The sequence below is a fragment of the Oxynema aestuarii AP17 genome (assembly GCF_012295525.1).
Taxonomy (GTDB): domain Bacteria; phylum Cyanobacteriota; class Cyanobacteriia; order Cyanobacteriales; family Laspinemataceae; genus Oxynema; species Oxynema aestuarii.
Genome location: NZ_CP051167.1, coordinates 3,015,451 through 3,036,173, shown reverse-complemented (window position 1 = coordinate 3,036,173; position 20,723 = coordinate 3,015,451). Strand labels below are relative to the sequence as shown.

Genomic DNA, 20,723 nt, shown 5'->3' with positions numbered 1-20,723 from the left:
TTTATTTAAACGGCTCGAAGATGTTTCAAAGGTCGCTCTGGAATCGCTGGAGATCCCTGTTCCACCCCTGGCAGGAAATGGATTGGGTGCTGTTTTTCACCACCGTCGTCCTGACTGTAGGGGCGGCAGTGGTCATTTACAGTACGGAAGTCAATCAAGACACCAATTTTGGTTGGCAACACGGCACGATCGGTGCGTTGGGGATCGCGATCGCCCTGGGACTCGCCCGGTGGCGTTATGAAATCCTCATTCAATGGAAATGGTGGATTTACGGGATCACCAACCTGTCGCTGATTGCGGTGATGGCGATCGGAACGGTAGGAGGGGGGGCGCAACGGTGGATCTCCGTGGGAGGGTTTCACATCCAACCTTCAGAATTTGCCAAATTAGGCGTCATTATCACCCTAGCGGCCTTACTGCACGATAAAACGGCTTCGAGTATTCAAGCGGTCAGTAAAACCCTCGCGGTGGTTGCGGTTCCTTGGGCGTTAGTCTTTCTGCAACCGGATTTGGGAACCTCTCTCGTGTTTGGTGCGATTACCTTGGGAATGCTCTATTGGGGAAATGCCAATCCGGGATGGTTGATCTTGCTGGCGTCGCCGATCGTCTCCGGGGTTTTATTCGGGATTTACATGCCCGGATGGTTTTTGTGGGTCGCCCTGATGGGGGTCTTGGCTTGGCTGACGATTCCGACGACGCGCTACGCTTCTTTGGCGGCGGTAAGCGTTAATTTTTTGTCGGGGAAGTTGGGACAGTTTTTGTGGGAATCAGTCTTGCAAGACTATCAAAAAGAGCGCTTGATTCTGTTCCTCAATCCGGAGAGAGATCCCCTCGGTGGTGGCTATCACTTGATTCAGTCGCGGATTGCGATCGGTGCGGGGGGGGTTTACGGCAAGGGGTTGTTTAACGGAACCCAAACCCAACTCAATTTTATTCCGGAACAACATACGGACTTTATTTTTTCGGCGATCGGCGAAGAATTGGGGTTTGTGGGTGCGATTTTCTTGTTGCTCGCGTTTTGGTTGATTTGCTTGCGCTTAGTGGCGATCGCGCAAACGGCGAAAGATAATTTTGGCTCGTTACTGGCGATCGGGGTGTTGTCGATGCTGGTGTTCCAGGCGATCGTCAATATCGGGATGACTATCGGTTTGGCCCCGGTCACCGGGATTCCGCTTCCCTGGATCAGTTACGGGCGATCGGCACTCCTGACCAATTTTATGGCGATCGGCGTCGTCGAATCGGTCGCCAATCACCGACAGCGAAGGAAGTTTTAACCCCGGGCGGGCAACTGCTTGTAAGCTGGAAAAGGAAAATCGCGAGAGTTGAATTGAGGAAGAAACTATGATTTTACCCGGCTCCGCAGTGCGAGTGATTAATCCTGGCGATACGTACTACCGATTTCAAGGACAAGTTCAGCGAGTGACCGACGGCAAAGCGGCGGTACTGTTTGAAGGGGGAAACTGGGATAAGTTGATCTCCTTCCGCCTCTCGGAACTCGAACTCGTCGATGCGACCGCAGGTCGCAGCAAAGGAAAATAACGGGTCGAGGGTTGGGGACGACTGGCGAGGCGATCTGGCTGCCCGTGCTTCCCTAGCCCTTTCTCCGTCGCGCTTTCACCCGTTCGTCCCTACGCGCCTACTGTCCTACCATGCGTTTATCTCTCCCGCAATTAGAGCGAGACTCGCGCCATCCCCACCACATCGCCGAGGTGATCGAAACGGCGACGACGGAATTTTTAGCCCAATGTCTCGAACCGGACGATCTGAGTTTTCCGATGATGCCCCCGTTTGGCAGTTGGGTGACTTCGTGGGACGAAGAATCGGGCAATCAAATTTATGCGGTGGTCTATTACGCGACGACGACGCCGATTGACTCGGTACATCGAGCCCGGGCGTTGGGATTGTCGATTGACGAGTTGCGCGAACAACAACCGCAAATTTTCGCGATGCTCAAAACTGAATTTCGGGCGGCGATCGCCGGATTTGCACCCCCGGACGATGCAGATAACGGAACGGGCCAAAAGATCGCCACTGCGACTCGCCAACCCTCTCGCATTTATCAATACATTCCCCCCCGTCCGCCGCAAATTCATCAAGGGGTTTATCGCTGCATCCCCGAACAAATCGTCCACTTTACCGAACGCTTCGACTTTTTAAGAACTTTGCTGCAAGTCCCGGGCGCCCCGGTCGATGCTCTGACGGCGGCCACTATTCGCGAAATTTATCAATTGCGCCAGTACGATCGCCCCTGGTTAGTCGAAGCGGGACGCACGTTAAGTATTTTACTCAGAGACGATTACGATCGCCTCCGGCTGATTTTAAATCAAATTCACCCGTAAGGGGATTTTAGATTTTTTAGATTTTAGATTTTAGATCGGGGATGGTGGATCGTCCTCACCCTCCCTCCCGCAACGGTAAATTACATTAAATTTTTCAGTCGTTTTGCCGATTGGTTGAGTTGTTGGATGCTCACCTTAGTTTGACCCATCCCACTCGCCGTCTGACTCGTCCCTTGGTTGATGGAATTCATCGCTTCAACAATTTGGCCGATCGCCAGATCTTGTTGCTGAATATTGGCTGCAATTTCTTGAAGGTTTAAAATCATCGTATGATTTGAATCTGCCACTTTCTGGAAAGTTCCCGCAGTTTTGGCCGCAAGTTCTACCGCCTGCTCTACGGTTTGAGAACCCTCTTCAGTGGCGATCGAGGTGGCACCGATCGAATTTTTAATATTATCGACGAGCTTGCCGATCTGGTTCGCCGAACTTTGACTGCGATCGGCCAGTTTGCGGATCTCCAGCGCGACAACATTAAATCCTTTGCCATGTTCCCCCGCACGAACCGCTTCCACGGCTGCATTTAACGCCAGTATATTCGTCTGTGCGGCAAAGCTACTCAGTAAACTGGAGATATTACCAATCTCGACGGTGTGCTGATTCAATAAACGAGTTTGCTGTGTAATTTTATTAACTTTAGTTTCTAAAATAGACATTGCATTAGTACTCTTTCGTGCAACCTCAGTGCCTTCTTCAATAAACGAAACCACTTCATGGCCTTTTGTAACGGCGGCTTCCGTTTGCACGGTCATTTGTCTCGACGATGCACCTAATTCATCGATTGAAGTGGTTGTTTGATGAACGGAAGCTGCTTGCTCGTTGGCAATCCGTTCTTGTTCCACAATGGTCGTGGCGATCTGTTCCGACGAAACGCTCAAATCAGAGGCAATTTGTTCGATCGGGTTGACAACCCCTTGACGAACGAACCACACGATCGCGGCAACGATCGCCAAAATCCCACCCGTTCCGAGGAGACTTACGAACTGGGCGAGTTGCTGCGATCGTCGTGCGTCTTCTGTCCGACTTACTAGCAGGTCGTTTTCTTCGTCCTCCATAACAGCCAGTATCCGTCTAATTTCATCCATGATCTGCTGGCCTCGATCGCTGAGGACGATCGCCCTAGCCTCTTGTTCTCGATCCGCTTTTTTTAACTCTATCGTTTGTGATAATTCGCTAAATTTTTCTTGGATTTGATTTTCAAGTTCTGCTAACCTCTGAAGTTGAGCGGGATTATCTTGAATTTTTTCTCTTAATTCTACTAAAATTATTTTATGCTCCCGATCGGCTTGATAATAAGGGTCTAAATAACTTTCCTTTCCGGTAACAAGAAAACCTCTTTGTCCCGTTTCAGCATCAACCATTTTCTTTTCTAATAACCGAAGATCGGCCTTGACTTCATTGGTATGGTTAACCCATCTGGTAGAATTCACTAAACTTTGAGTACTTGTATAATAAGTTGCTGCAATGACGACATTGACAAAGGTGATGATGCCCAAAGAAATTGGAACGACCTTGCCCAGTCTCCATTGGCGATCGATCCCTTGCTGGTGACCCGTTCTTATTTTTTGCATGAGAAAATTTTCAACCAATTGCTCTCGATCGATTTTAAGAATCTTGCTTCAATCCGTAAATTGCACCCTTATTCTATGATTGCGGCCTAACTACTTCTCGAACGACCACTTTCTGGTGGAGTCCATCGCTCCTGCCGTGGAAAACATGAGAATGTTGATGCGATCGCCGCTCTGCGTTACCCAAAACTATAAAGAAAAAATCCTCTAATTTCCAGAGTAGAATTACGAAGATCGAAGCAAAATACTTGTCATCTATTTTACATTTAAACGACCAGGAGATCGATCGTTTTTGGGTTGAAAACCTAGTTGTATTGAAGATCTCCTATGAAATGTTTACTATTATTTCATTCAGTCTCAACGATCGCACGATGGCTTATCCGCAATACGCTCCCCCTGCCTTACTCAAAAATGGCCTGTTAATGACCCTCTATGCGGCATTGTGGGCGAGCCGTTCTTGGCAAAAAACGATCGCCGACCCCCAACCGCCCTATCGCGAAACCGTATTTTCCGGAGCGGGTAACGTTCCTATTTTCGGCTGGGTTGCGATTCCCGAACGCCCTCGCGGAACCCTCGTCGCCACTTACGGAATTACCGGAGATTTACAACAACAGTGGTTCCTTCACTTGCTCGGACGCAAAGCCTTTGCGCGCGGCTATGCGGTAGTTTTGTTCGACTGGCGGGCCCACGGGAAAACCGGGGAATTGTCGCCGACCCTGACCTCCGACGGGTTGTACGAAGGCGAGGATTTCGTGCGGATTGCGGCCCAGGCGAAGGCAATGGGTTGTCCCGGGCCGTTTTGGTTTTCCGGCTTTTCCCTCGGCGGACAGTTGGCCCTGTGGGGGGTGAAAGCGGCGCAAACGATCGCCCATTGGGGCGACGATTTGGACTTGGAACCGGAAGAACTTGGCGGCGCTGCGGTGATTTGTCCGAATCTCGATTCCAATCGATCGCTGTCTTATTTAATCCAACATCCTTGGGGGAAATATTTAGAAAAAGCGATCGCTAAAGAATTAAAAAAATTGGCGTGGCACTTGCACGAAGTTCACGGGGAAGCGATCGACCCCGAGGCAATTTTGAGAGCGAACAGTATTGAAGGATTCGATCGCGAATTGGTGATTGCACCTCTCGGTTTTCCCAGCGTCGAAGCCTACTATAACGCCAGCAGTCCTTTACCTTTACTGCCGCATCTCGACAAACCGACGTTAATTTTATATGCAGCAGACGATCCGATGTTTCACCCGGCAATTGTCGGCGAGTTGGAACAGATTTGTTCTCAAAATCCGGCGCTGGAATTACTGATGACGAAATATGGCGGTCACGTGGGCTATATCAGCGATCGCCCCAGTCAAGAATTGGCGGGAGATCCGGATTGTTGGTGGGGGTGGAATCGAGTGTTAGACTGGTGCGATCGCGCTTGTTCCGTGGGGGTTTAACTAAATGGGGTTACCCCATTTAGTTAAAACGGGGTTTAAAACGGGGTTAGCGAACCGCTTGCATTCGGTCGAGTGCTCGCTGACCGCCCCATTTTTCGACAATTTTATCGTCATATTCGTCCGCTACTTCTAAAACGGCATTCACCGAAGCTTGCAGCTCTTTTTTGTCGCAAGTCGAGCCGACGATTGTATGCTCGAAGACAATATCGCCATTGCCATCAATGCCAAAAGCTCCGAACAGCATTTGCGTATTTTCTTCGAGTAAAAAACGCAGGAGTTCCGGCGAAAGTTCGATTCCGGTAACGACGTAAGAGCGGGTGTTGATAATGGCATCGTCCCGCCAGGGGAACACCAAAACCTCGACCAAGGCGGATCCCATAAACAGACCCAATCCGGGAATGTCCTGTCGGGCGCAAGGGAATTTTCCGAATAATTCTTTCATCCACAATGCGATTTTGTCATAGCACGCTTCTTGAGCGGGGGTCTGAAATTGCATTTCGTTCGTTCTCCTTACTGATTTAAGCCCTAGAGTACAGATAGTCTTTAACCCGGTAATTACTGGTAAAACCTAGTAATACTGTGTATTAGGTGCTATCTTACCTGGCTCTGGCTAATTGCCAGAGATTGTTTTCAAGAAGACATTGATACTGCCATTAGCATCCCGGTCGATTCTATGGGAGCAATTGGGGCAGATAAATTTCTTAGAACCGCCTAGCCGATTGTGAATCTGCCCGCATTTTGAGCAGGTTTTGCTTGTATATTCTTCCGTGACTTCTATTACCTGGCAGCCTCGTTTAACCGCTTGGTGAACCAGCCTCTGTTTAAAGCGGTAGTGCGCCCAAGTGAGCAAAGAACGTGCTGTTTTATGGTTAATCTTTCTCTTGGCTCTGTAGACCATGAACGATGACTTAAAGTCGGGAATAATGACCTGGGAGTAATTAGAGGTCAAGAAAGCAGCAGTCTTTTTGTGACATTCATCAACCAGGTTTCTAATTTTTATTCTTAGCTGCCGAGCCAGCTTTCTTAGCTTGAATCTTTTGCGCTTATTGTCTCTACCTTTAGCTTTAGCAGTTTCTGACTGAATCCGATCTAAACGCTTACAGAGCTTGACAATGCGCGAGATTGAGCCGTTGCCTAGTGCAATGACCTTGTTGCCGTCAAAACCAGTCAAAAAAGCTCTCACTCCAGGGTCTAGGGCGATCGCCTGTTGATGAGGATTGGTCAGCCCTTCCTCTTCGACGGTGTAGGTTATAAACCATCTACCTCGATCCAAAATGACATTAAAATCGCTCGGAATCGCTTCTGGTATTTCTTCACTGGCATTGACTTTTAGCTCCTTTAGCTTAATTCCTGACTCGGTTTTGTGCGTTGGGTAGGTCGTGCCCCCTCTCCAGTTTTGAGACTGTAACTTAAAGGATGAAACGGGTTGACGGCAACTCCGAAACTTTGGACTCAGCTTGTGTTCTTTGGGAGTGTTTTTAAAGGCGGCATGAGCGTCGAGCACCGCCGCTCCACGCAAATTAAAGGGAGTTGAATTTACCCATTCCGGGATCTTCGACATCACCACCTGACGCAAGTTATAAGCACTAGGTAATTTAAGCCCTTCAAAGTAAGTATCGCGTAATCTTGCCATTCCGGCGTTATAGCAATATCTGCTAGCTGCCAGCCACTTGCGCCAAGTCATCTTTAATTCGGTTTCAGGGTAAACCCGGATCTTCTTTGATTTGAGACTTGTATTTCCTGAGTCCATAGAGTCGGTAAGAGAAGACGTGAACGATTGCCAGTATGTCTTCCACCATTTCTCTTTCTGGACTAAGTTCTGTGTTGTTGCAAACCACGAGTTCTGTATGGTTGAGTTCGCAAATCCATTTGAGCAACTCAAATCCAAATCTTGCCAATCTGTCTTTGTGCCCGACCACAAGCTGTTCGACATCTCCTGACATAACTCGTTCCAGAATGGCTTTAAATTTTTTTCGATTGTAGTTGAGTCCTGACCCGATTTCTTTGATGACTTCGGCTCTTGGGTAGAGGCAAAGTAGGTAATCTGCTTGCCGGTCAAGGTCTGCTTTTTGCTTATGACTGCTGACTCTGGCATAGATGATCCTGGCTCTATTTTTCTTTCCGTCAATCGAGGATATGTCATACCTGCGATGTCCAGAGGGAATTCTAATTGCACGTATTTTTCCTTGTTTGTCCCAATTTCGCAGGGTCTTCTCAGAGACTCCGAGAATTGCTTGCGCTTCTTTCGGGGTGACATATTTTTTCGGCATCTTGGTGGTAAAAATTCACAATTTAATCCTACCACTTTGGATAGCTAATTTTCCGGAATATTCCAGAAAATTAGCCATCAGTGCTTTTTCTCTTTTCTCTCGGAGGATAAACACGCCGATCGGATTTGGCAAGATCGGCCCGGCGGCGGGGGCGATCGCCCTCAATCGAGGTATTTGATTTACTAATGCAATGTATTTAGTTTTGTTAAGCTATGTCGTTGGGAAACTTTCAGGAATTTTTTATACTATTTAAAAGGCATTATTTTTCTAATTCCTCTCTCGCCTTTAGCGATCGCCATAACGATCGAGCGTCATCGAAAGTGACTCTGCATCAATGAAGAATTTAGGCAGCGATCGCGATCGCAACAAGAGTTCAGTAAAATCACCGATTTCAACCCACTTCAAACACGATCGAAGGGGCTGAAATATTGGATTTTATTTAAGAAGCCAGCTTTTGATAAAAGAGTCGATTATCCTATGCTTTTACATCTGCCGCGCGAGCGCGAGGTTTATCCGATGAATGTCTTCACACCGACCCACAAACTCCGTGCGCCTGCAGGAGAAGAAATACCCGTGATGTTAGTGTCGCAACCGGGTCAGTTGAGATATCTAGTTGTCAGCGCCGTAGAACACGCAGAAGGTAGTGTACCCACTTACACTTGGCACCCTTCGGAAGGGGTCACCTACCAGGGATATCCCTTGGAAGGATTGGAAATGTTGCCCTTATCGGGACGCCAAGAACATCAAGTATCGCCGCGATTCCCCTCTGGGGAGGCTTCGCGATCGCCCAGACAAGCGATCGGGTGCGATCGCCATCAAGCACCCATTTTGTGGGCATTATAATCCCAATTATCTTAAGTTTCCCCACCGCTTCACCCATTGAATTCACGAATTCACGAATTCACTGTAGGGGTCGGCAATTATACTTATTGAAAGTCAAACGAACTGGGAAATAAGAATCGGAAACCCAATTGCTTTGACCGTAGGATAGAAAAAACGACAGCAAAGTGCGATCGCCTCGAACGGTAAGTTATCTGGCGATCGCGAAGCGTCCCCAGAGGGGAATCGCGACGTCATCGGTTGCACTCGGCAATTATTGCGTCGGTGGCGAACTCATCGTGGGAATTCGAGGATCGGTACTGTCCGATCGATCCGATTTCGATTCATTTCCAGATTCATTTCCAGATTCATTTCCAGATTCATTTCCAGTTGACGACCCCTCGGAATTCGCACTAGAAGAATTCGATGCTTCCGTTGGAACTTGAGAACGATCGCCGCCAGAATCAGAAGCATTGGGAGAAGTGGTACTCGGTTGAGAATTGCTCGCCTCATCCGGAGTAGAATTCGACGAATTACTAGCCCCATCTCTACGAGATTCCTCCGTATTCTCCGGCGTCGGTTGCGCCGAACCTGAAGGAGAACTCGATTCGGATGGCGCGGAATTAGGGTCGGAATCCGACGATCCGGGAATGATAATATCTTGGTCGATCGTCGTGTTGCGATCGCCATTAGAACTTGGTGTAGGAGTCGGTTGAGATTCCGATTGATTTTGAGACGGATTTTGTGATTCGGGCTGATTTTCCGAGGAACTAGAATCAGAACCCGGAACGGTAATATTAATCTCTGGATCCGGTGAAGGGCTGCTATTTTGAGGGGAGTTCTCTTCAGAGGAAGAATCTTGTGGAATCGGAATAAACCGTTCAATAATAGTCGTTTCTTCTTCTCGGGTTGTTGTAGAGGGAGTAGAATTCACCGAGGGTTCGGGAGATTGCGATCGCGCGTTGAGATAGTAAATCGTTCCTCCCACTAATGCAGCTAAAGCCGCAATTGAAAAGCCGAGAAATAAACCAGAAACGAGATTATTTTCTCGATCTTCCTGGCGATCGCCCCTATCGTAATTCTGATAATTGCGATTTCTTTCGTTCGCCGTTCCTTGAGTGTAGCCCCGATGGTAACTGGTGGCATGAGAATCATGATTCACTCGATTTCCGACGGGTTCGCTCGCTTGTATTTTAGTTTCCGTTTCCTGCTCTTTAACCTGTGGATGAGTTGAACCTTCCCGATGAATTTCGTGGGTATATTGTTTTTTATTTTCTTCAGCCATTATCAAACCTCCGATCGCAAAAATGAGTACAATAACTTTAAAATATTGGGCTAAATTGTCCGGCGATCTGACATCGATCGCTCGAAAACACGCCCATTCTAAGCTATCCTCATTCTCTCTCCTGGCGATCGTTGTTGACTCCACCCAAGGACAGATATAGCCATCCCCCTTGAGAATGATGTTTTAATTTTTTGACAGATCCAGTGAAGCGACTGATTGAAAAATGGGTTAAAAATTAATCCGATATTTCACTTCAAACTGCTCGAACGTGTAATCGTAAGAAATTCCCACTGTTTCATTGTCGCCCACTTCATAAAGTGCTTCGACCACCGGATAAACTTGTAGATCTTTTAAGCCCATTTTCCGACCCACCCCACTCACGAACTCTTCCACCGTAAATAAAACATCGCGAATCACGGGTTGAATCACGTAACGATTAAATGCAAATTCCACTAACTCGCGCGGCGATTGTCCTTCCAACTCCTCAATGGTCGCGAGGAATTGACCGCCGAGAAGGGCTAAAATTTGACTTTCCGTGCGCGAGGGAATACTGCTTAATTCCACCACGTCAATTAAATCCGAATCGTTCTCCATTTCCGCGATAATTTCGCTCGATCGCCCGCGAACTGCGAGAGTAATTTTAATCTGATCCGGTCGGGGAGAAACGACAATATCCTCGCGAATTTCTGAATTCTCTCTTTGTAATTCGCGAATTCGGGGGGTTTCAAACGCAAGAGTACCAAATTGAATATCTAAAAATGGATCTAATCCCCAATTCGGATCGAACGTTACCCGATGGTCGTAGGCGCGGGTAAGGAAAAATTGACTGCTAAATACGTCAATTTCACCGCGTTTGAGGTAAATTGTTCCTTGGGGGCGCAGGTCATCTAATAACCCATTGATTAATAAATCTCCAGTAATTCTAAACTGGTAAAGCGGCGAACCGTCGATATTAAAATCATCTCCGATCGCCACCCGAAAATCATCAAATCTCGGCACCACGGGCGCACTTTCAACTGCCGGACCGTCTTCGATCGCCCAAGTTTCCGCAACCGTAGTTGTTTCGGGCTGAGTGGCTTCAGCTTTGGGGACTAAAACTTTAGCATTAGCTAACTCAAGGTTACCGCCAATCACCGGAGCAAGGGCGGCACCGGAAATTACCACTTTTCCGCCGATTTCGCCTTCATATAACCCGTCTAATTTTAATTCGCCGCGATCGAGGGCGATCGTGAGGGGATTTTCGACGGGAAACGGCTGTAATAACGGTAAAACACCGGAGGCGGACAAGTGACTTTCGGCAAATTCGGCGGCGACTTGTTCCACTTGAATCCGGTCTTGAGTTAAAGCAATTTTGCCATTAATTTTAACTTCTCCTTCCGGTAAAGCCGCCATGTTAACGATCGCCTCATCTAGTAAAACATTCCCCGTCGCCACCAAATCATCGACCGTTCCCGCCGCTAAATTCAAATTTCCCCGCGCCTTCAATTCGACCTGTCCTTCCCCCGCCACCCATTCCAATTGACCGCCGCTAAATGCACTCATTAAGGCGATCGCCTCCGTTCCCAAATTCGCATCGATCGCGATTTCCTCATTTTCTCCCGCCACCGGGGGAACCGGAAGACTCGCCTGCAAACTCATAAAAGAAGGTTCCACCGTCGCCAAGCGCGCCCGCTTGTCCGATAAACTAAAACTCGCCAACAATCGCTCCAACGCTTCCCCATTTAACGTCCCTTCGCTAAACGAAACTTCCCCGCGAACTTGGGGATTTTCTACAGTTCCACTCAACTGCGCCGACGCATTCAAATTCCCGTGAACGTCGAGGGGAATTGCCGCGAAATTGCGAATCGTATCTAAGGCTAAATTCTCCAACCGAAACTGTCCCGAAAGCGTTTGCGGTTGCAACTGTCCGACAAACGAAACCACGGTTCCGGAAAACTCCAGGCGCATCGGTTGCACCGTGACCGCGCCATTATTAAAACCGCCTCGAATCACGACCAAATCGATCGGAATTACCCGATTTTCTTCGATCGCCAATCCCAGAGGTTCCGTAATCGTTGCAAACGCCCGTTTCGGTCGCCATTTCCAATCCGTCGCCTTTAACTCAAAATTCACTTGGGGATTTTCCAGCGTTCCCCCCACCGTCACCGACCCGGTATATTCTCCCTGCAGGTCTAATTCCGTGGGTGTACCTGGGGCGCGGCGAATTTGGGCAATTTGTTCGATAAACGCACTCATTTCCGAAAAACGGCGCAACTGCGCCATTAACGTTGCGTCAGATTCCCCGACGGCGGCGGTTTCGAGGGCGATCGCCGACCGATTCGGCGTCTGAATTCCCCGCGCCAGGTCGCTCAAACTCGACCATTTGAACGTGGCGAGTAAATCTTGGATATACCCGCGTTCGACGATCGCCTCCCCTTGTAATTCCCCGGTGTTGAGATCGACGCCGCCTTGAAAGCGATATCGAGTTTCGCCGAGGGCGACCGTCGCTTCCGAGACCCGCGCCACCCCATCGCGATAACTAAACTTGACTTGAAATTGTTCCCCTTGCAAATATCCGAGGGTGGGGCGATCGATCGCTAGGGTTCCGGCGGTTTCAAAGGTAAATAAATTCGCCGAAATCTCGCCACTCACGGTTCCGGCGAGGTCTCCCGAAATGCCGAAATCCTCGCCGGGAGAGAGTTGTAGCAGTGCGAGGGGGAAATTTTCGATGGCTAAGTTGAAGCGATCGCCCCGTCGCCGTCCCGTCGCGATAACTGGGTTTTCCGTTGCTTCCCCCTGTCGCAGTTCCACAAAGGCGGGAAGATACGGCGCCGGACAGTCGGAACGAGTACACGGATCGAGTCGCGCCGCAATGACATCGCGCGGTCCGCGTAAGGCGATCGCCAGTTCCCGTCCCGGTTCTAGGGTCAGCGAACCCGACAGCGACGGGTCGAACACGATCTCATTTAAAGCAAAATTGTCTAAGTTGAGATCGCCGACGAGCTGGAAATTTCCCGGCGCTAGGGGATTCGAGAGCAAGTTCGTCCCGCGTAAGCGTCCGTCAAAGGCGAGTTGTCCGCGAATGCGCACGTCCGGGGGCAGAACTACGGGTAAACGCCCTAAATTCGAGCGCGCCCTCACGTCGAGATCGACCCGCGCCAGTTCCGGTGTGGTTGTCAAATTGCTTAACATGAGGGTTCCGTCGGCGGCGATCGCCTGTTCTCCAAAGCGCAAGTCGATCGCCTCCGCGCGCAGGTTTAAGGTCGCACCGTCGAGGTCGAAGGGAGAGGGAAGGGCGCCACTGAGTTCGAGGCGTCCGTCGAGAGTATCGTCGGGGGCGATCGCCAGTCGATCGGTCGGAATGGCTAAATTAGCCACCACTTGGGCGACGTCGATCCCGGACAGGGCGATCGTGCTGTTCCAATTGAGATCGGCGATCGCGGCGCGGGCGTCGATCCGTCCGTCGGCGACCCCTAAATCCGCTTCGGCGCGGGCGCGAATCCCTTCTAAATTGCGCCTTTGCGCCGCATCGAGCCAGGTGGCGATCGCGGCGGACAGTTCCACCCGACCCCGATTTAAGCGGACGGGAACGGGCAAGGTCGGAACGAGGGTGGTGAGATTAATACCGGATGCATTACTTGTGAGATTTAAGTTTCCCCGCGTTAAGGCGAACTGGGCGCGGGCGCTGCCGTCGGCGATGCCGAGATCGACGCTGCCATCGGCGCGAATTCCCGTAAAATCCTGGGTTTCTGCCAGTTGCAATAACTCGTTAACCGAGGTTTCTAGATTGAGGCGGCTACCGCGCACGGCGATCGCGCCCTCGGTCTCGGGAATAAGGTTAGTGAGATCGATCGCCGAACTGCGGGCGGAGGCTGTCACATTGTTTCCCTCCAACCGGGCGATCGCCCGCGCCGTACCGTCGGCGATCGCGAAATTGCCCTCAACTTGAGCTTCAATTCCGCTCAGATCGCGGGTTTCGGCGGCGGCGAGCAGGTCGGCGATCGCCCCGGAAAACTGCACGGACGCAGTGGACAGACTCGCCTCGACGGGTAAATCGGGAACGAAGGGAGAGAGGGCGATCGCCGTGGCGTCGGCGTCGAGGCGCAATCTCCCGGCGTCCAGACGGGCGATCGCGTTGGCGGTCCCTCCCGCGACCCCCAAGCGCAGATTAGCCGTTGCCTCGATCCCGCTCAAGTCTTGGGTTTCGGCGGCGGCGAGCAGGTCGGCGATCGCGGCGGAAACGGTCGCTTGAGAGGCGAGTAAGGAGACGGGAACGGGTAAATCGGGGATCCATCCGGCAAGTTCCAACGGCGTACTGTTCGCGGACATCCTCACGATTCCGCGATCGAGTCGTCCTCGCGCGCTGACGATCGCCTCGGCGACCCCCAAACGCAGATCGGTTTCGACGGCGATCGCCGTCGGATCGAGATTCTGGATATTCCCCGAAATCCGAGCATTTCCGCCGAGGAGGGCGATCGCGATCGGGGCGCCGACTTGCTGCAACTGTAGGGACGACGCGGTCACCAAACCCGTCATTTCCCCCTCGTCCAAACGTCCGCGCAGGTCTACCCTTCCTCCCGCCACGGCGACCTCAAGATCGGCGGAAGCGGCGATCGCCTCCGGCGCCGGGTTTTTCAAAGAACCGGACGCCTCCACCCGACCCGAGGAAAGCTGCACCGGAAAGGGAACGAACGGATCGAGGGGAAATTGTTCGATTTGGGCAAAAGCCTGCCACTGACTGGTTTTGAGGTTGGCGTTGGCGCGCGCGACGATCGCCCCGTCCCCAATTTGAAGGCGCGTATCGCCCACGGTGAGGGTGTCTCCCTTCAACACCACTTCGCCGCCACCGGACAGGGGAAAACGAGACGAGGCGATCGCCGCTTCCGCGTTCGGTAACTCCCAAATCAGCCGCGCTTCCGGCGTTTCCGGCGTTCCGCGCACCGTGGCGGACGCGCGCAACGTCCCGATCGACAGATTCGGCGGTAAACCGTAGGCGCTGGCGATCGCATCTACAGGTAAATTCGCTTGCATGTCAAACGCCCATTGCATCGGCGCACTTTCCCCGCCGTTTTCCGAGGGAAATTGCACCTGACCGGTCCCGGTGAGTGTCCCTCCGCTACGAGGACGCACGAGTAATTCATTGAGAATCAGTTGACGGCGATCGATCGCCACTCCCACGCGAATTTCTGCTAAATCGACACGATCGATCGTCGTCGTTCCTTGGGTGCGAATTTGTCCGTTAATTTCGGGATTTTCTAACCCTCCCGCAATCTCGAAATTGCCCGTTAACATGGCTTGCGCCGCGACGGGTAATTCTATCTTGAATCGATCGAGAACTTCGGCAATTTGAAAGGGATTGACGCGGACGCCGACATCGAACCCCCGGTTTAAATCGATGCTTCCTCCCGCTTCGACGGATACCGGACCGTAACTCGCCCGAACCTCCTCCAGGCGGACGATTTGCCCTTGAAAGCGGAGCAATCCACTGGCTTCGGCGACTCCGGTGAGGGAGTCGCTGGCAATTTGGGCGCGATCGAGGCGAAAGGTGCCCGAAAGTGATGGTAATTCTTCAAAAGAAGCCAGATCGATCGCCAGATTGGCGTTAATGTTTCCCCCGGCTATATTAACAGGCGTTCCCGTCGGAACGACCGGATCGAGACTGGTGAGGGCTAAGTTTTGAATGCGAGCATTGGCTTTCGTGCGTCCGCTTTCGATCGCCGTTTCGCCCATCAGATGAACTTGCCCTTGTTTAAACTCGACCTCGAAATCGTAAGTGGCAAATTTAAACTGTTGGGATAAGGTGGCGGTTCCGTTAACGGTTAGTTGGAGGGGAATTGTTTTTTGATAACTCAGTAAAATAATTTCGGCGTTTTCTACGGCGATCGTCGTCGGCAATTCGATCGGCAACGGTTCGCTTTCTTCTTTGCTTTCAAGTTCTAGATTTATCCATTCCCCGAGTTCGTTTTGTTCGAGGTAAATATTGGGGCGAACGAGGGTGATTTGTAGGGGTAAAGAGCGGTTCCAAACTAAAGGAGATAAATCGAAACCGACATCGATCGCCTCAATGGAAATCCTATCGGGATCGGTGGCGGTGGCGGGAACGAGCGATCGCCCGAAGCGAATCCCATTGAAACTCAAGCCTTCCAGCTCGCCCACCCGTACCGGACGGTTGAGAATTTCGCTCAATTGTCGGCCAATTAAGGGCGCCAGTTGGCGATCGAGCCAAAAATAGCCCCAAATCCCCCCCGCCGTGGTTAGAACCAATACCCCACCGCCAATCATCAGGGTTGAAGGACGTTTCAGCCACCGTACAAACCGCTTCAAGGGATTGCGGGGGCGATCGGGTTCTGGGGTGGGGGGATGAGTCATTGTGAATTTGAGATTGTAGGATTTGAGATTTTAGAATTTTGTCGGGTGGCGATCGCCGACAACTGATTTCAAATCACGCTCGACCTTATAGGAGGATAGACTTCTCCTATTTTGAGGATGTAATATTTCTATTCCAAAATAACCGCAATCTCATCGAATTGCCCGAACGCTATCGGTTCGAGGAGTGTAGATGCTCAGGAGTGAAAAACAATTCGGGACAAACGGGCGGATGGGGATCGATCCCGAGGCTCGATGTAGATGCGTCGATCCCGACTCCATACTTTAGCACTGGTTTTTCCTTGCCCATTGAGGAGGCGATCGCTTCTAAGGTTCCCCAATGGGACGGACGCCCCACGGTCCGCAACCCGGTTTTTTTAAAACAGTGGGTTTCTTTTCCCTACCCACTCCCCAGTCCGGATTCCCGAGTTGCCCTCCCACCGTGACAAGTTTCAAAAATTAAGTACGATCTAGATAGTGATAACCTATTGTCTGTGTCATGTTTGTCGGGACTTGAAGCAATGACCTCTTTTACGACGACGAAAGCGGATATGAACGAACTCCGGCGGTTAAAAGGGTTGCTCCCCCCGGAGTTGCAAAGCTGGGTAATGGTGGAAAAGTCGATCGATGTCAATCCACCGTTGATCCGCACTGAAGAAATTGGGGCCGATCAGGTGGAGATTCAAATTGACCTGGTGAAGTGGGAGCAGTTTGCCCTCGACCAGCGCAATTTGCTGTTTTGGCATGAAGTCGCCCGGATTCAAAACGATACGATTCCCAAGGAAGGTTGGGAAATGGCGGCGCTGGCGATCGGGTTAGGCGGCGCGGTGGGCGAGTTGTGGGTGCAAGATGGTTTATTGTTGATGTTGGCGTTAGCCTTGTGCGGCGTGGCGGGATACCGTTTATATCAAAAAAATAACGGCGAACGCACGATGAAAGAGGCGATCGAAGCGGACGAGAAGGCGATCGCGATCGCCACGCGCTTCGGGTATTCTCTCCCCAACGCTTACAAGAGTTTGGGAAGCGCGCTGAAAACCTCGATCGAAATTACGCCGAAAAAACGCCAGCGCGCTAAATACGAAGCTCGCTTGCAAGCGCTCAAACGCAGCGCCTCGAAGGCGAAAGCGAAGATGAAAGCGGCCCGCGAAGCTTCTGGGAATGCGGAGACGATTTACTAATTACTAAGTTCTCGATCGAGCGATTGACCGAGCGATCGACGGATTGAAAACCCCAGCAGGCGATCGCATCTCTGGAATCGACGGGAAGGATCGGGACGTCCGATCGCCGTGCATCTCCCTTCCGATTCCCCCGATCGCGCCCTAAAGTTGTCCGAGCATTTTGTGGGTCTGGGGAACGACCCGAACCCGCTTGAGCGTTCGCTTCATCAGTCCCTGCCATGCGAGGACGCGATCGGGACAAGGCGGCGACACGATCGCCCGCAACGGTTGCTTGGCGATCGCCCACTCCGTTTCCAGGCGTGCCCGTTCTTCTTTCCCCAGCAAGGTGACAGGTTGCAAAAATACCTCGATTTCCGGGTCGATCTCGGCGACGAGTTGCGCGGTTCGTTCCAGTTCCCGCGCGTCGGTTCGGTCGGAAATAATGACCTTGACAAAAACGGGTAAATGTGCATCTCGGCACAGTTGCAACGATCGCCCGTGTTCCTCCCAATGGGTTTCGCCACTGACGCTAGGGAGTTTGATATCCATCCCGACTAAATCGAGATCGGAGGCGATCGCCGCCAACTGCGCCGGACGGTGACCCCCGGTTTCCAGATAGATCGGCAAACCCGTCAGCCGTTTAATCTCCGGGAGAATCCCAGCTAAAAAGGGCGAGTGCAACAACGGTTCGCCCCCGGTGAGGCTGATGCTGTCGTGCAACCCGGGGACATTTTGCCGTTCGATCCAGGCGAGCAAATCGTCGCCACCGACCGGATTGGGATGGCTTTCAAAATCGCGCCCTCCCGGGGTTTTCTCGATCTGACAAGTTTCCGGCGATCGCCACGTCCGGGCGCTGTCGCAGAACCAACAGCGTAAATCGCACGTCGCAAACCGGATAAATAACTGCCGGGTACCGACATTGAGCCCTTCCCCTTGAATGGCGGAGAACAGCTCGATCAAGCGGGCGTGACGGGGAGATGAAGAAGCTGGAGTCATTGATTTTCCGAAGGGGGCAGGCGATCGAGAGACTGTTTGAGCGCCACGATCACGGCGCTGAGACTGTCGATTTGTTCCAATTCCGGGCGCGTTCTGAACTGTTCGGTCAGCGAGTCGAGTTGCGCTTGCATCGCATCCACGCAGCGATTTTGTAATTGCAATTGCGATCGCAGTTGTTTGAGCGCCGCCATCAGAGTGACCACATCTTGGGACGATCCTCCCGAGTCCATCCCTTGCAATCGTTCTAAAGCGTATTCGACTTTCTGCACCAAATCGTTCTCGACACTGTGAATGCTGGCGACTTGTTCTTGAAGCTGATTCATCGTCCGTCGGTTCGCCCGTTTGCTGGCGGAACGGTTGAGCAGATTGAGCGCCAAACATAAAGAAATCGGCGCGATCGCGTAAAGGGCCTGACCGTAAATCAAAGCCAACATCGACCCGACCACTGCCAACGCAACGGCAATATATTCAGCCCGTTCTAGCCAGACCCGATCCATGATAAGTTCCTGCGGCGATCGCTCTACGGATTCGATTCTAAGCGCTTTTGCCGACAGGCGATCGCCCCGAACTCAATTGAGTCCCCTTCACGAGGGCGATCCAGCAGATTCCGATGCTTTCACCGATAAGGCGATCGTCACCTGGGTTCCTCGTCCGACTTGCGAACTGATCTGAACCGTACCCCCGTGTTGTTCGATAATTCGATAACTCACCGCCAATCCCAACCCCGTCCCGCGACCCACGGGTTTCGTCGTAAAAAAGGGGTCGAAAATTTTATTTTGAATCTCCACCGGAATTCCCGCCCCGTTATCCTCAATTCTGACTTGCACGCGATCGCGATCTAATTGCCGAGTGATAATGCAAATTTGCCGCTTATTTTCCGGGAGATCGTCGCGATCGAGAACCGCATCGATCGCATTTTGAATGACATTGAGAAACACCTGATTCAATTGAGCGGGATAACACTCCACCTCGGGTAAATCGCCATAATCTTTCACGACTTCGATGCGATCGTCCAATTTACTATGAACCATCACTAAAGTACTTTCCAACCCCTCGTGAAGATCCACCATTTTGAGTTCCGACTCGTCCAGTCGCGAGAAATTTCGCAACGACTGCACGATTTTTTCGATCCGTTCCGTTCCGCGATGCATGGATCGCAACATATTTGGCAAATCTTCCCTCAGAAAATCCAAGTCGAGATCTTGCTCTAACGCTTCGATTTCTTCGTTCGCAGCTACCGATTGCCCTTGGTAGAGCGTCACGAGTTTGAATAAGTCCTGCAAACTTTCATCGAGGTAATTAATATTCCCCTGAATAAAAGTAATCGGGTTATTAATTTCGTGAGCGACTCCCGCCACTAATTGACCCAAACTCGACATTTTTTCCGTCTGAATCAGTTGGGCTTGGGTTTGTTGTAACTCCTGGGTATAGCGATCGACCCACTGAATTAATTGATTGAGAGATGTAGTTAAAATTCCCACTTCATCTTGAGTCGTCACCGGAGCTTGTAATTTAAAATTCCCCTCTTCCGTGACTTGGCGGGCGACCTTAGTCGTGACTTCTAAAGGATGGGCGATCGCATGACTGGTATAAATCGCCAAGATGGCTGAAATAGCAGCAGCAATCAGCAAACTCAAAAAAGAAATCGTCGTTCCGAGAGCTTCCGCTTCTTGATAATCTTGGAATTCTTCTTGTTCTTCATCTTGTAAAGCCGTGACTAAACTGGCCAGATCGTGGGAAAGTTCCAAGAATTGAAGTGCCGTATCCGTTTTGACAAAGCTGGCGATCGTTTGTTGGGCGCGATTGGCTTCCGTGGGATTTAAAAGAGTAGCATGAATCGTATCGAGGGTTTGATTGAACTGAGTCAAATAATTTTCAACAACTGGACGATATTTTCCCAATAAATCTCGCAGTTTATTGTAGTTTTGCTGGTGGTAGGAATTGTCGAGCTTGAGGTGATTGTTTTCAACGACAACAATAGAAGAGTTGATAAACCCTTCGAGACGGACAAGCTCTTGCTTAATGCGATGGAATTCATAGTCGGTGAGACGATTGGCATTGAGATCGATAATTAAGCGTTGTTGATAGGTCCGCACGAGCTGAATTGAATTTTGCAATTCAGCAATCGTTGTGGCAGCTTCGTGAGCGAGATGAAGTTGTTCGCGGGCGCTCGTTTTGTGCAGTTCTTCAATCTGGTGTCCGGCGATCGCCCCGCCAATCGCGATCGTCGCCGCCAGAGCATAGCCGTAGCCAATTTTTTGACGAATTCCCAAACGCCCAAAAAAGCGTTTGAACCCAGAAGGGCGATCGCCTTTTTGTGCTTCAATCGTCGGGCGATCGCCCGTTAACGGTTGCGAAACGGGCAAAACCATTAAATCTTGAGATTCTAAATTTTGGGGTTGCATAGCCTCAATTTCCGGGTAAGTTTTCGCTCGCTCCTCAGTTTGACCCCCTCACCCCAAACTCAAATTCATTCTTAGGATTCGCAAATGACTGTGAGAAAATTGGAGG

Annotated in this window: 16 protein-coding genes; 6 read left to right on the top strand and 10 right to left on the bottom strand. The window is 50.9% G+C overall.

The window, feature by feature from the left end; translation table 11 throughout:
* Window positions 1-20: 20 nt before the first annotated feature.
* From rodA to HCG48_RS12375, 3 genes are all read left to right on the top strand, one after another.
* Entirely contained in the window at window positions 21-1,274 is a 1,254-nt protein-coding gene (rodA, locus tag HCG48_RS12385) for a rod shape-determining protein RodA (protein ID WP_168569436.1), read from the top strand.
* 67 nt (window positions 1,275-1,341) lie between these two features.
* Entirely contained in the window at window positions 1,342-1,539 is a 198-nt protein-coding gene (locus HCG48_RS12380) for an NAD(P)H dehydrogenase subunit NdhS (protein WP_168569435.1), read from the top strand.
* A gap of 110 nt (window positions 1,540-1,649) precedes the next feature.
* Window positions 1,650-2,339, top strand: coding sequence for an HAS-barrel domain-containing protein (locus tag HCG48_RS12375; RefSeq protein WP_168569434.1), 690 nt, complete (start codon window positions 1,650-1,652; stop codon window positions 2,337-2,339).
* An 80-nt stretch (window positions 2,340-2,419) separates the two neighbouring features.
* Here HCG48_RS12375 and HCG48_RS12370 read toward each other — a convergent pair whose 3' ends face one another.
* Window positions 2,420-3,925 carry a CHASE3 domain-containing protein gene (locus HCG48_RS12370; protein ID WP_210437227.1) on the bottom strand — a complete coding sequence of 502 codons (1,506 nt, stop codon included), beginning with the start codon at window positions 3,923-3,925 and terminating at the stop codon, window positions 2,420-2,422.
* A gap of 350 nt (window positions 3,926-4,275) precedes the next feature.
* On the opposite strand from HCG48_RS12370, the gene HCG48_RS12365 reads away from it, so the two are divergent.
* Window positions 4,276-5,340 (top strand): YheT family hydrolase, encoded by a 1,065-nt coding sequence (locus tag HCG48_RS12365; RefSeq protein ID WP_168571862.1) that lies wholly within the window; start codon window positions 4,276-4,278, stop codon window positions 5,338-5,340.
* Window positions 5,341-5,386: 46 nt separating this feature from the next.
* Here the strand turns inward: HCG48_RS12365 and HCG48_RS12360 are convergent, their stop codons facing one another.
* The 3 genes from HCG48_RS12360 to HCG48_RS12350 all read right to left on the bottom strand — a co-directional run bounded on the left by HCG48_RS12360 (window position 5,387) and on the right by HCG48_RS12350 (window position 7,610).
* Window positions 5,387-5,836: a T3SS (YopN, CesT) and YbjN peptide-binding chaperone 1 gene (locus HCG48_RS12360; RefSeq protein WP_168569432.1), complete on the bottom strand. Its 450-nt coding sequence runs from the start codon at window positions 5,834-5,836 to the stop codon at window positions 5,387-5,389.
* 114 nt (window positions 5,837-5,950) lie between these two features.
* Window positions 5,951-7,090: an RNA-guided endonuclease InsQ/TnpB family protein gene (locus tag HCG48_RS12355; RefSeq protein WP_168569431.1), complete on the bottom strand. Its 1,140-nt coding sequence runs from the start codon at window positions 7,088-7,090 to the stop codon at window positions 5,951-5,953.
* On the bottom strand, window positions 7,038-7,610 hold the full coding sequence (locus tag HCG48_RS12350) for an IS607 family transposase (protein ID WP_168568221.1): 573 nt from the start codon (window positions 7,608-7,610) through the stop codon (window positions 7,038-7,040). The genes HCG48_RS12355 and HCG48_RS12350 overlap by 53 nt, the downstream gene beginning before the upstream one ends.
* A 516-nt stretch (window positions 7,611-8,126) precedes the next feature.
* On the opposite strand from HCG48_RS12350, the gene HCG48_RS12345 reads away from it, so the two are divergent.
* Window positions 8,127-8,453, top strand: a complete 327-nt coding sequence (locus tag HCG48_RS12345; RefSeq protein ID WP_168569430.1) for a hypothetical protein — start codon at window positions 8,127-8,129, stop codon at window positions 8,451-8,453.
* Between the two features lie 93 nt (window positions 8,454-8,546).
* Here HCG48_RS12345 and HCG48_RS12340 read toward each other — a convergent pair whose 3' ends face one another.
* From HCG48_RS12340 to HCG48_RS12330, 3 genes are all read right to left on the bottom strand, one after another.
* Window positions 8,547-8,687: a hypothetical protein gene (locus tag HCG48_RS12340; RefSeq protein ID WP_168569429.1), complete on the bottom strand. Its 141-nt coding sequence runs from the start codon at window positions 8,685-8,687 to the stop codon at window positions 8,547-8,549.
* Between the two features lie 16 nt (window positions 8,688-8,703).
* On the bottom strand, window positions 8,704-9,714 hold the full coding sequence (locus HCG48_RS12335) for a hypothetical protein (RefSeq protein WP_168569428.1): 1,011 nt from the start codon (window positions 9,712-9,714) through the stop codon (window positions 8,704-8,706).
* 228 nt (window positions 9,715-9,942) lie between these two features.
* On the bottom strand, window positions 9,943-16,062 hold the full coding sequence (locus HCG48_RS12330; protein WP_168569427.1) for a translocation/assembly module TamB domain-containing protein: 6,120 nt from the start codon (window positions 16,060-16,062) through the stop codon (window positions 9,943-9,945).
* A 518-nt stretch (window positions 16,063-16,580) separates the two neighbouring features.
* Between HCG48_RS12330 and HCG48_RS12325 the strand changes: the two genes are divergently transcribed.
* On the top strand, window positions 16,581-17,237 hold the full coding sequence (locus HCG48_RS12325; RefSeq protein ID WP_210437226.1) for a DUF3318 domain-containing protein: 657 nt from the start codon (window positions 16,581-16,583) through the stop codon (window positions 17,235-17,237).
* Between the two features lie 141 nt (window positions 17,238-17,378).
* On the opposite strand, the gene HCG48_RS12320 is transcribed toward HCG48_RS12325, so the two are convergent.
* The 3 genes from HCG48_RS12320 to HCG48_RS12310 form a co-directional block, all read right to left on the bottom strand.
* Entirely contained in the window at window positions 17,379-18,212 is an 834-nt protein-coding gene (locus tag HCG48_RS12320) for a 7-carboxy-7-deazaguanine synthase QueE (protein WP_168569426.1), read from the bottom strand.
* Window positions 18,209-18,709: a hypothetical protein gene (locus HCG48_RS12315; RefSeq protein ID WP_168569425.1), complete on the bottom strand. Its 501-nt coding sequence runs from the start codon at window positions 18,707-18,709 to the stop codon at window positions 18,209-18,211. Before HCG48_RS12315 ends, HCG48_RS12320 begins: the two co-directional genes overlap by 4 nt.
* Before the next feature lie 87 nt (window positions 18,710-18,796).
* Window positions 18,797-20,617 carry an ATP-binding protein gene (locus HCG48_RS12310; protein ID WP_168569424.1) on the bottom strand — a complete coding sequence of 607 codons (1,821 nt, stop codon included), beginning with the start codon at window positions 20,615-20,617 and terminating at the stop codon, window positions 18,797-18,799.
* Between the last annotated feature and the right edge of the window lie 106 nt (window positions 20,618-20,723).

What these genes read in the sequence shown, in the direction of transcription:
- HCG48_RS12325 (WP_210437226.1), top strand. Translation starts at nt 16,581, where the DNA reads ATGACCTCTTTTACGACGACGAAAGCGGATATGAACGAACTCCGGCGG.
- HCG48_RS12315 (WP_168569425.1), bottom strand. Translation starts at nt 18,709, where the DNA reads ATGGATCGGGTCTGGCTAGAACGGGCTGAATATATTGCCGTTGCGTTG.
- HCG48_RS12365 (WP_168571862.1), top strand. Translation starts at nt 4,276, where the DNA reads ATGGCTTATCCGCAATACGCTCCCCCTGCCTTACTCAAAAATGGCCTG.
- HCG48_RS12375 (WP_168569434.1), top strand. Translation starts at nt 1,650, where the DNA reads ATGCGTTTATCTCTCCCGCAATTAGAGCGAGACTCGCGCCATCCCCAC.
- HCG48_RS12310 (WP_168569424.1), bottom strand. Translation starts at nt 20,617, where the DNA reads ATGCAACCCCAAAATTTAGAATCTCAAGATTTAATGGTTTTGCCCGTT.
- HCG48_RS12345 (WP_168569430.1), top strand. Translation starts at nt 8,127, where the DNA reads ATGAATGTCTTCACACCGACCCACAAACTCCGTGCGCCTGCAGGAGAA.
- HCG48_RS12320 (WP_168569426.1), bottom strand. Translation starts at nt 18,212, where the DNA reads ATGACTCCAGCTTCTTCATCTCCCCGTCACGCCCGCTTGATCGAGCTG.
- HCG48_RS12330 (WP_168569427.1), bottom strand. Translation starts at nt 16,062, where the DNA reads ATGACTCATCCCCCCACCCCAGAACCCGATCGCCCCCGCAATCCCTTG.
- HCG48_RS12335 (WP_168569428.1), bottom strand. Translation starts at nt 9,714, where the DNA reads ATGGCTGAAGAAAATAAAAAACAATATACCCACGAAATTCATCGGGAA.
- HCG48_RS12380 (WP_168569435.1), top strand. Translation starts at nt 1,342, where the DNA reads ATGATTTTACCCGGCTCCGCAGTGCGAGTGATTAATCCTGGCGATACG.
- HCG48_RS12350 (WP_168568221.1), bottom strand. Translation starts at nt 7,610, where the DNA reads ATGCCGAAAAAATATGTCACCCCGAAAGAAGCGCAAGCAATTCTCGGA.
- rodA (WP_168569436.1), top strand. Translation starts at nt 21, where the DNA reads ATGTTTCAAAGGTCGCTCTGGAATCGCTGGAGATCCCTGTTCCACCCC.
- HCG48_RS12340 (WP_168569429.1), bottom strand. Translation starts at nt 8,687, where the DNA reads ATGACGTCGCGATTCCCCTCTGGGGACGCTTCGCGATCGCCAGATAAC.
- HCG48_RS12355 (WP_168569431.1), bottom strand. Translation starts at nt 7,090, where the DNA reads ATGGACTCAGGAAATACAAGTCTCAAATCAAAGAAGATCCGGGTTTAC.
- HCG48_RS12360 (WP_168569432.1), bottom strand. Translation starts at nt 5,836, where the DNA reads ATGCAATTTCAGACCCCCGCTCAAGAAGCGTGCTATGACAAAATCGCA.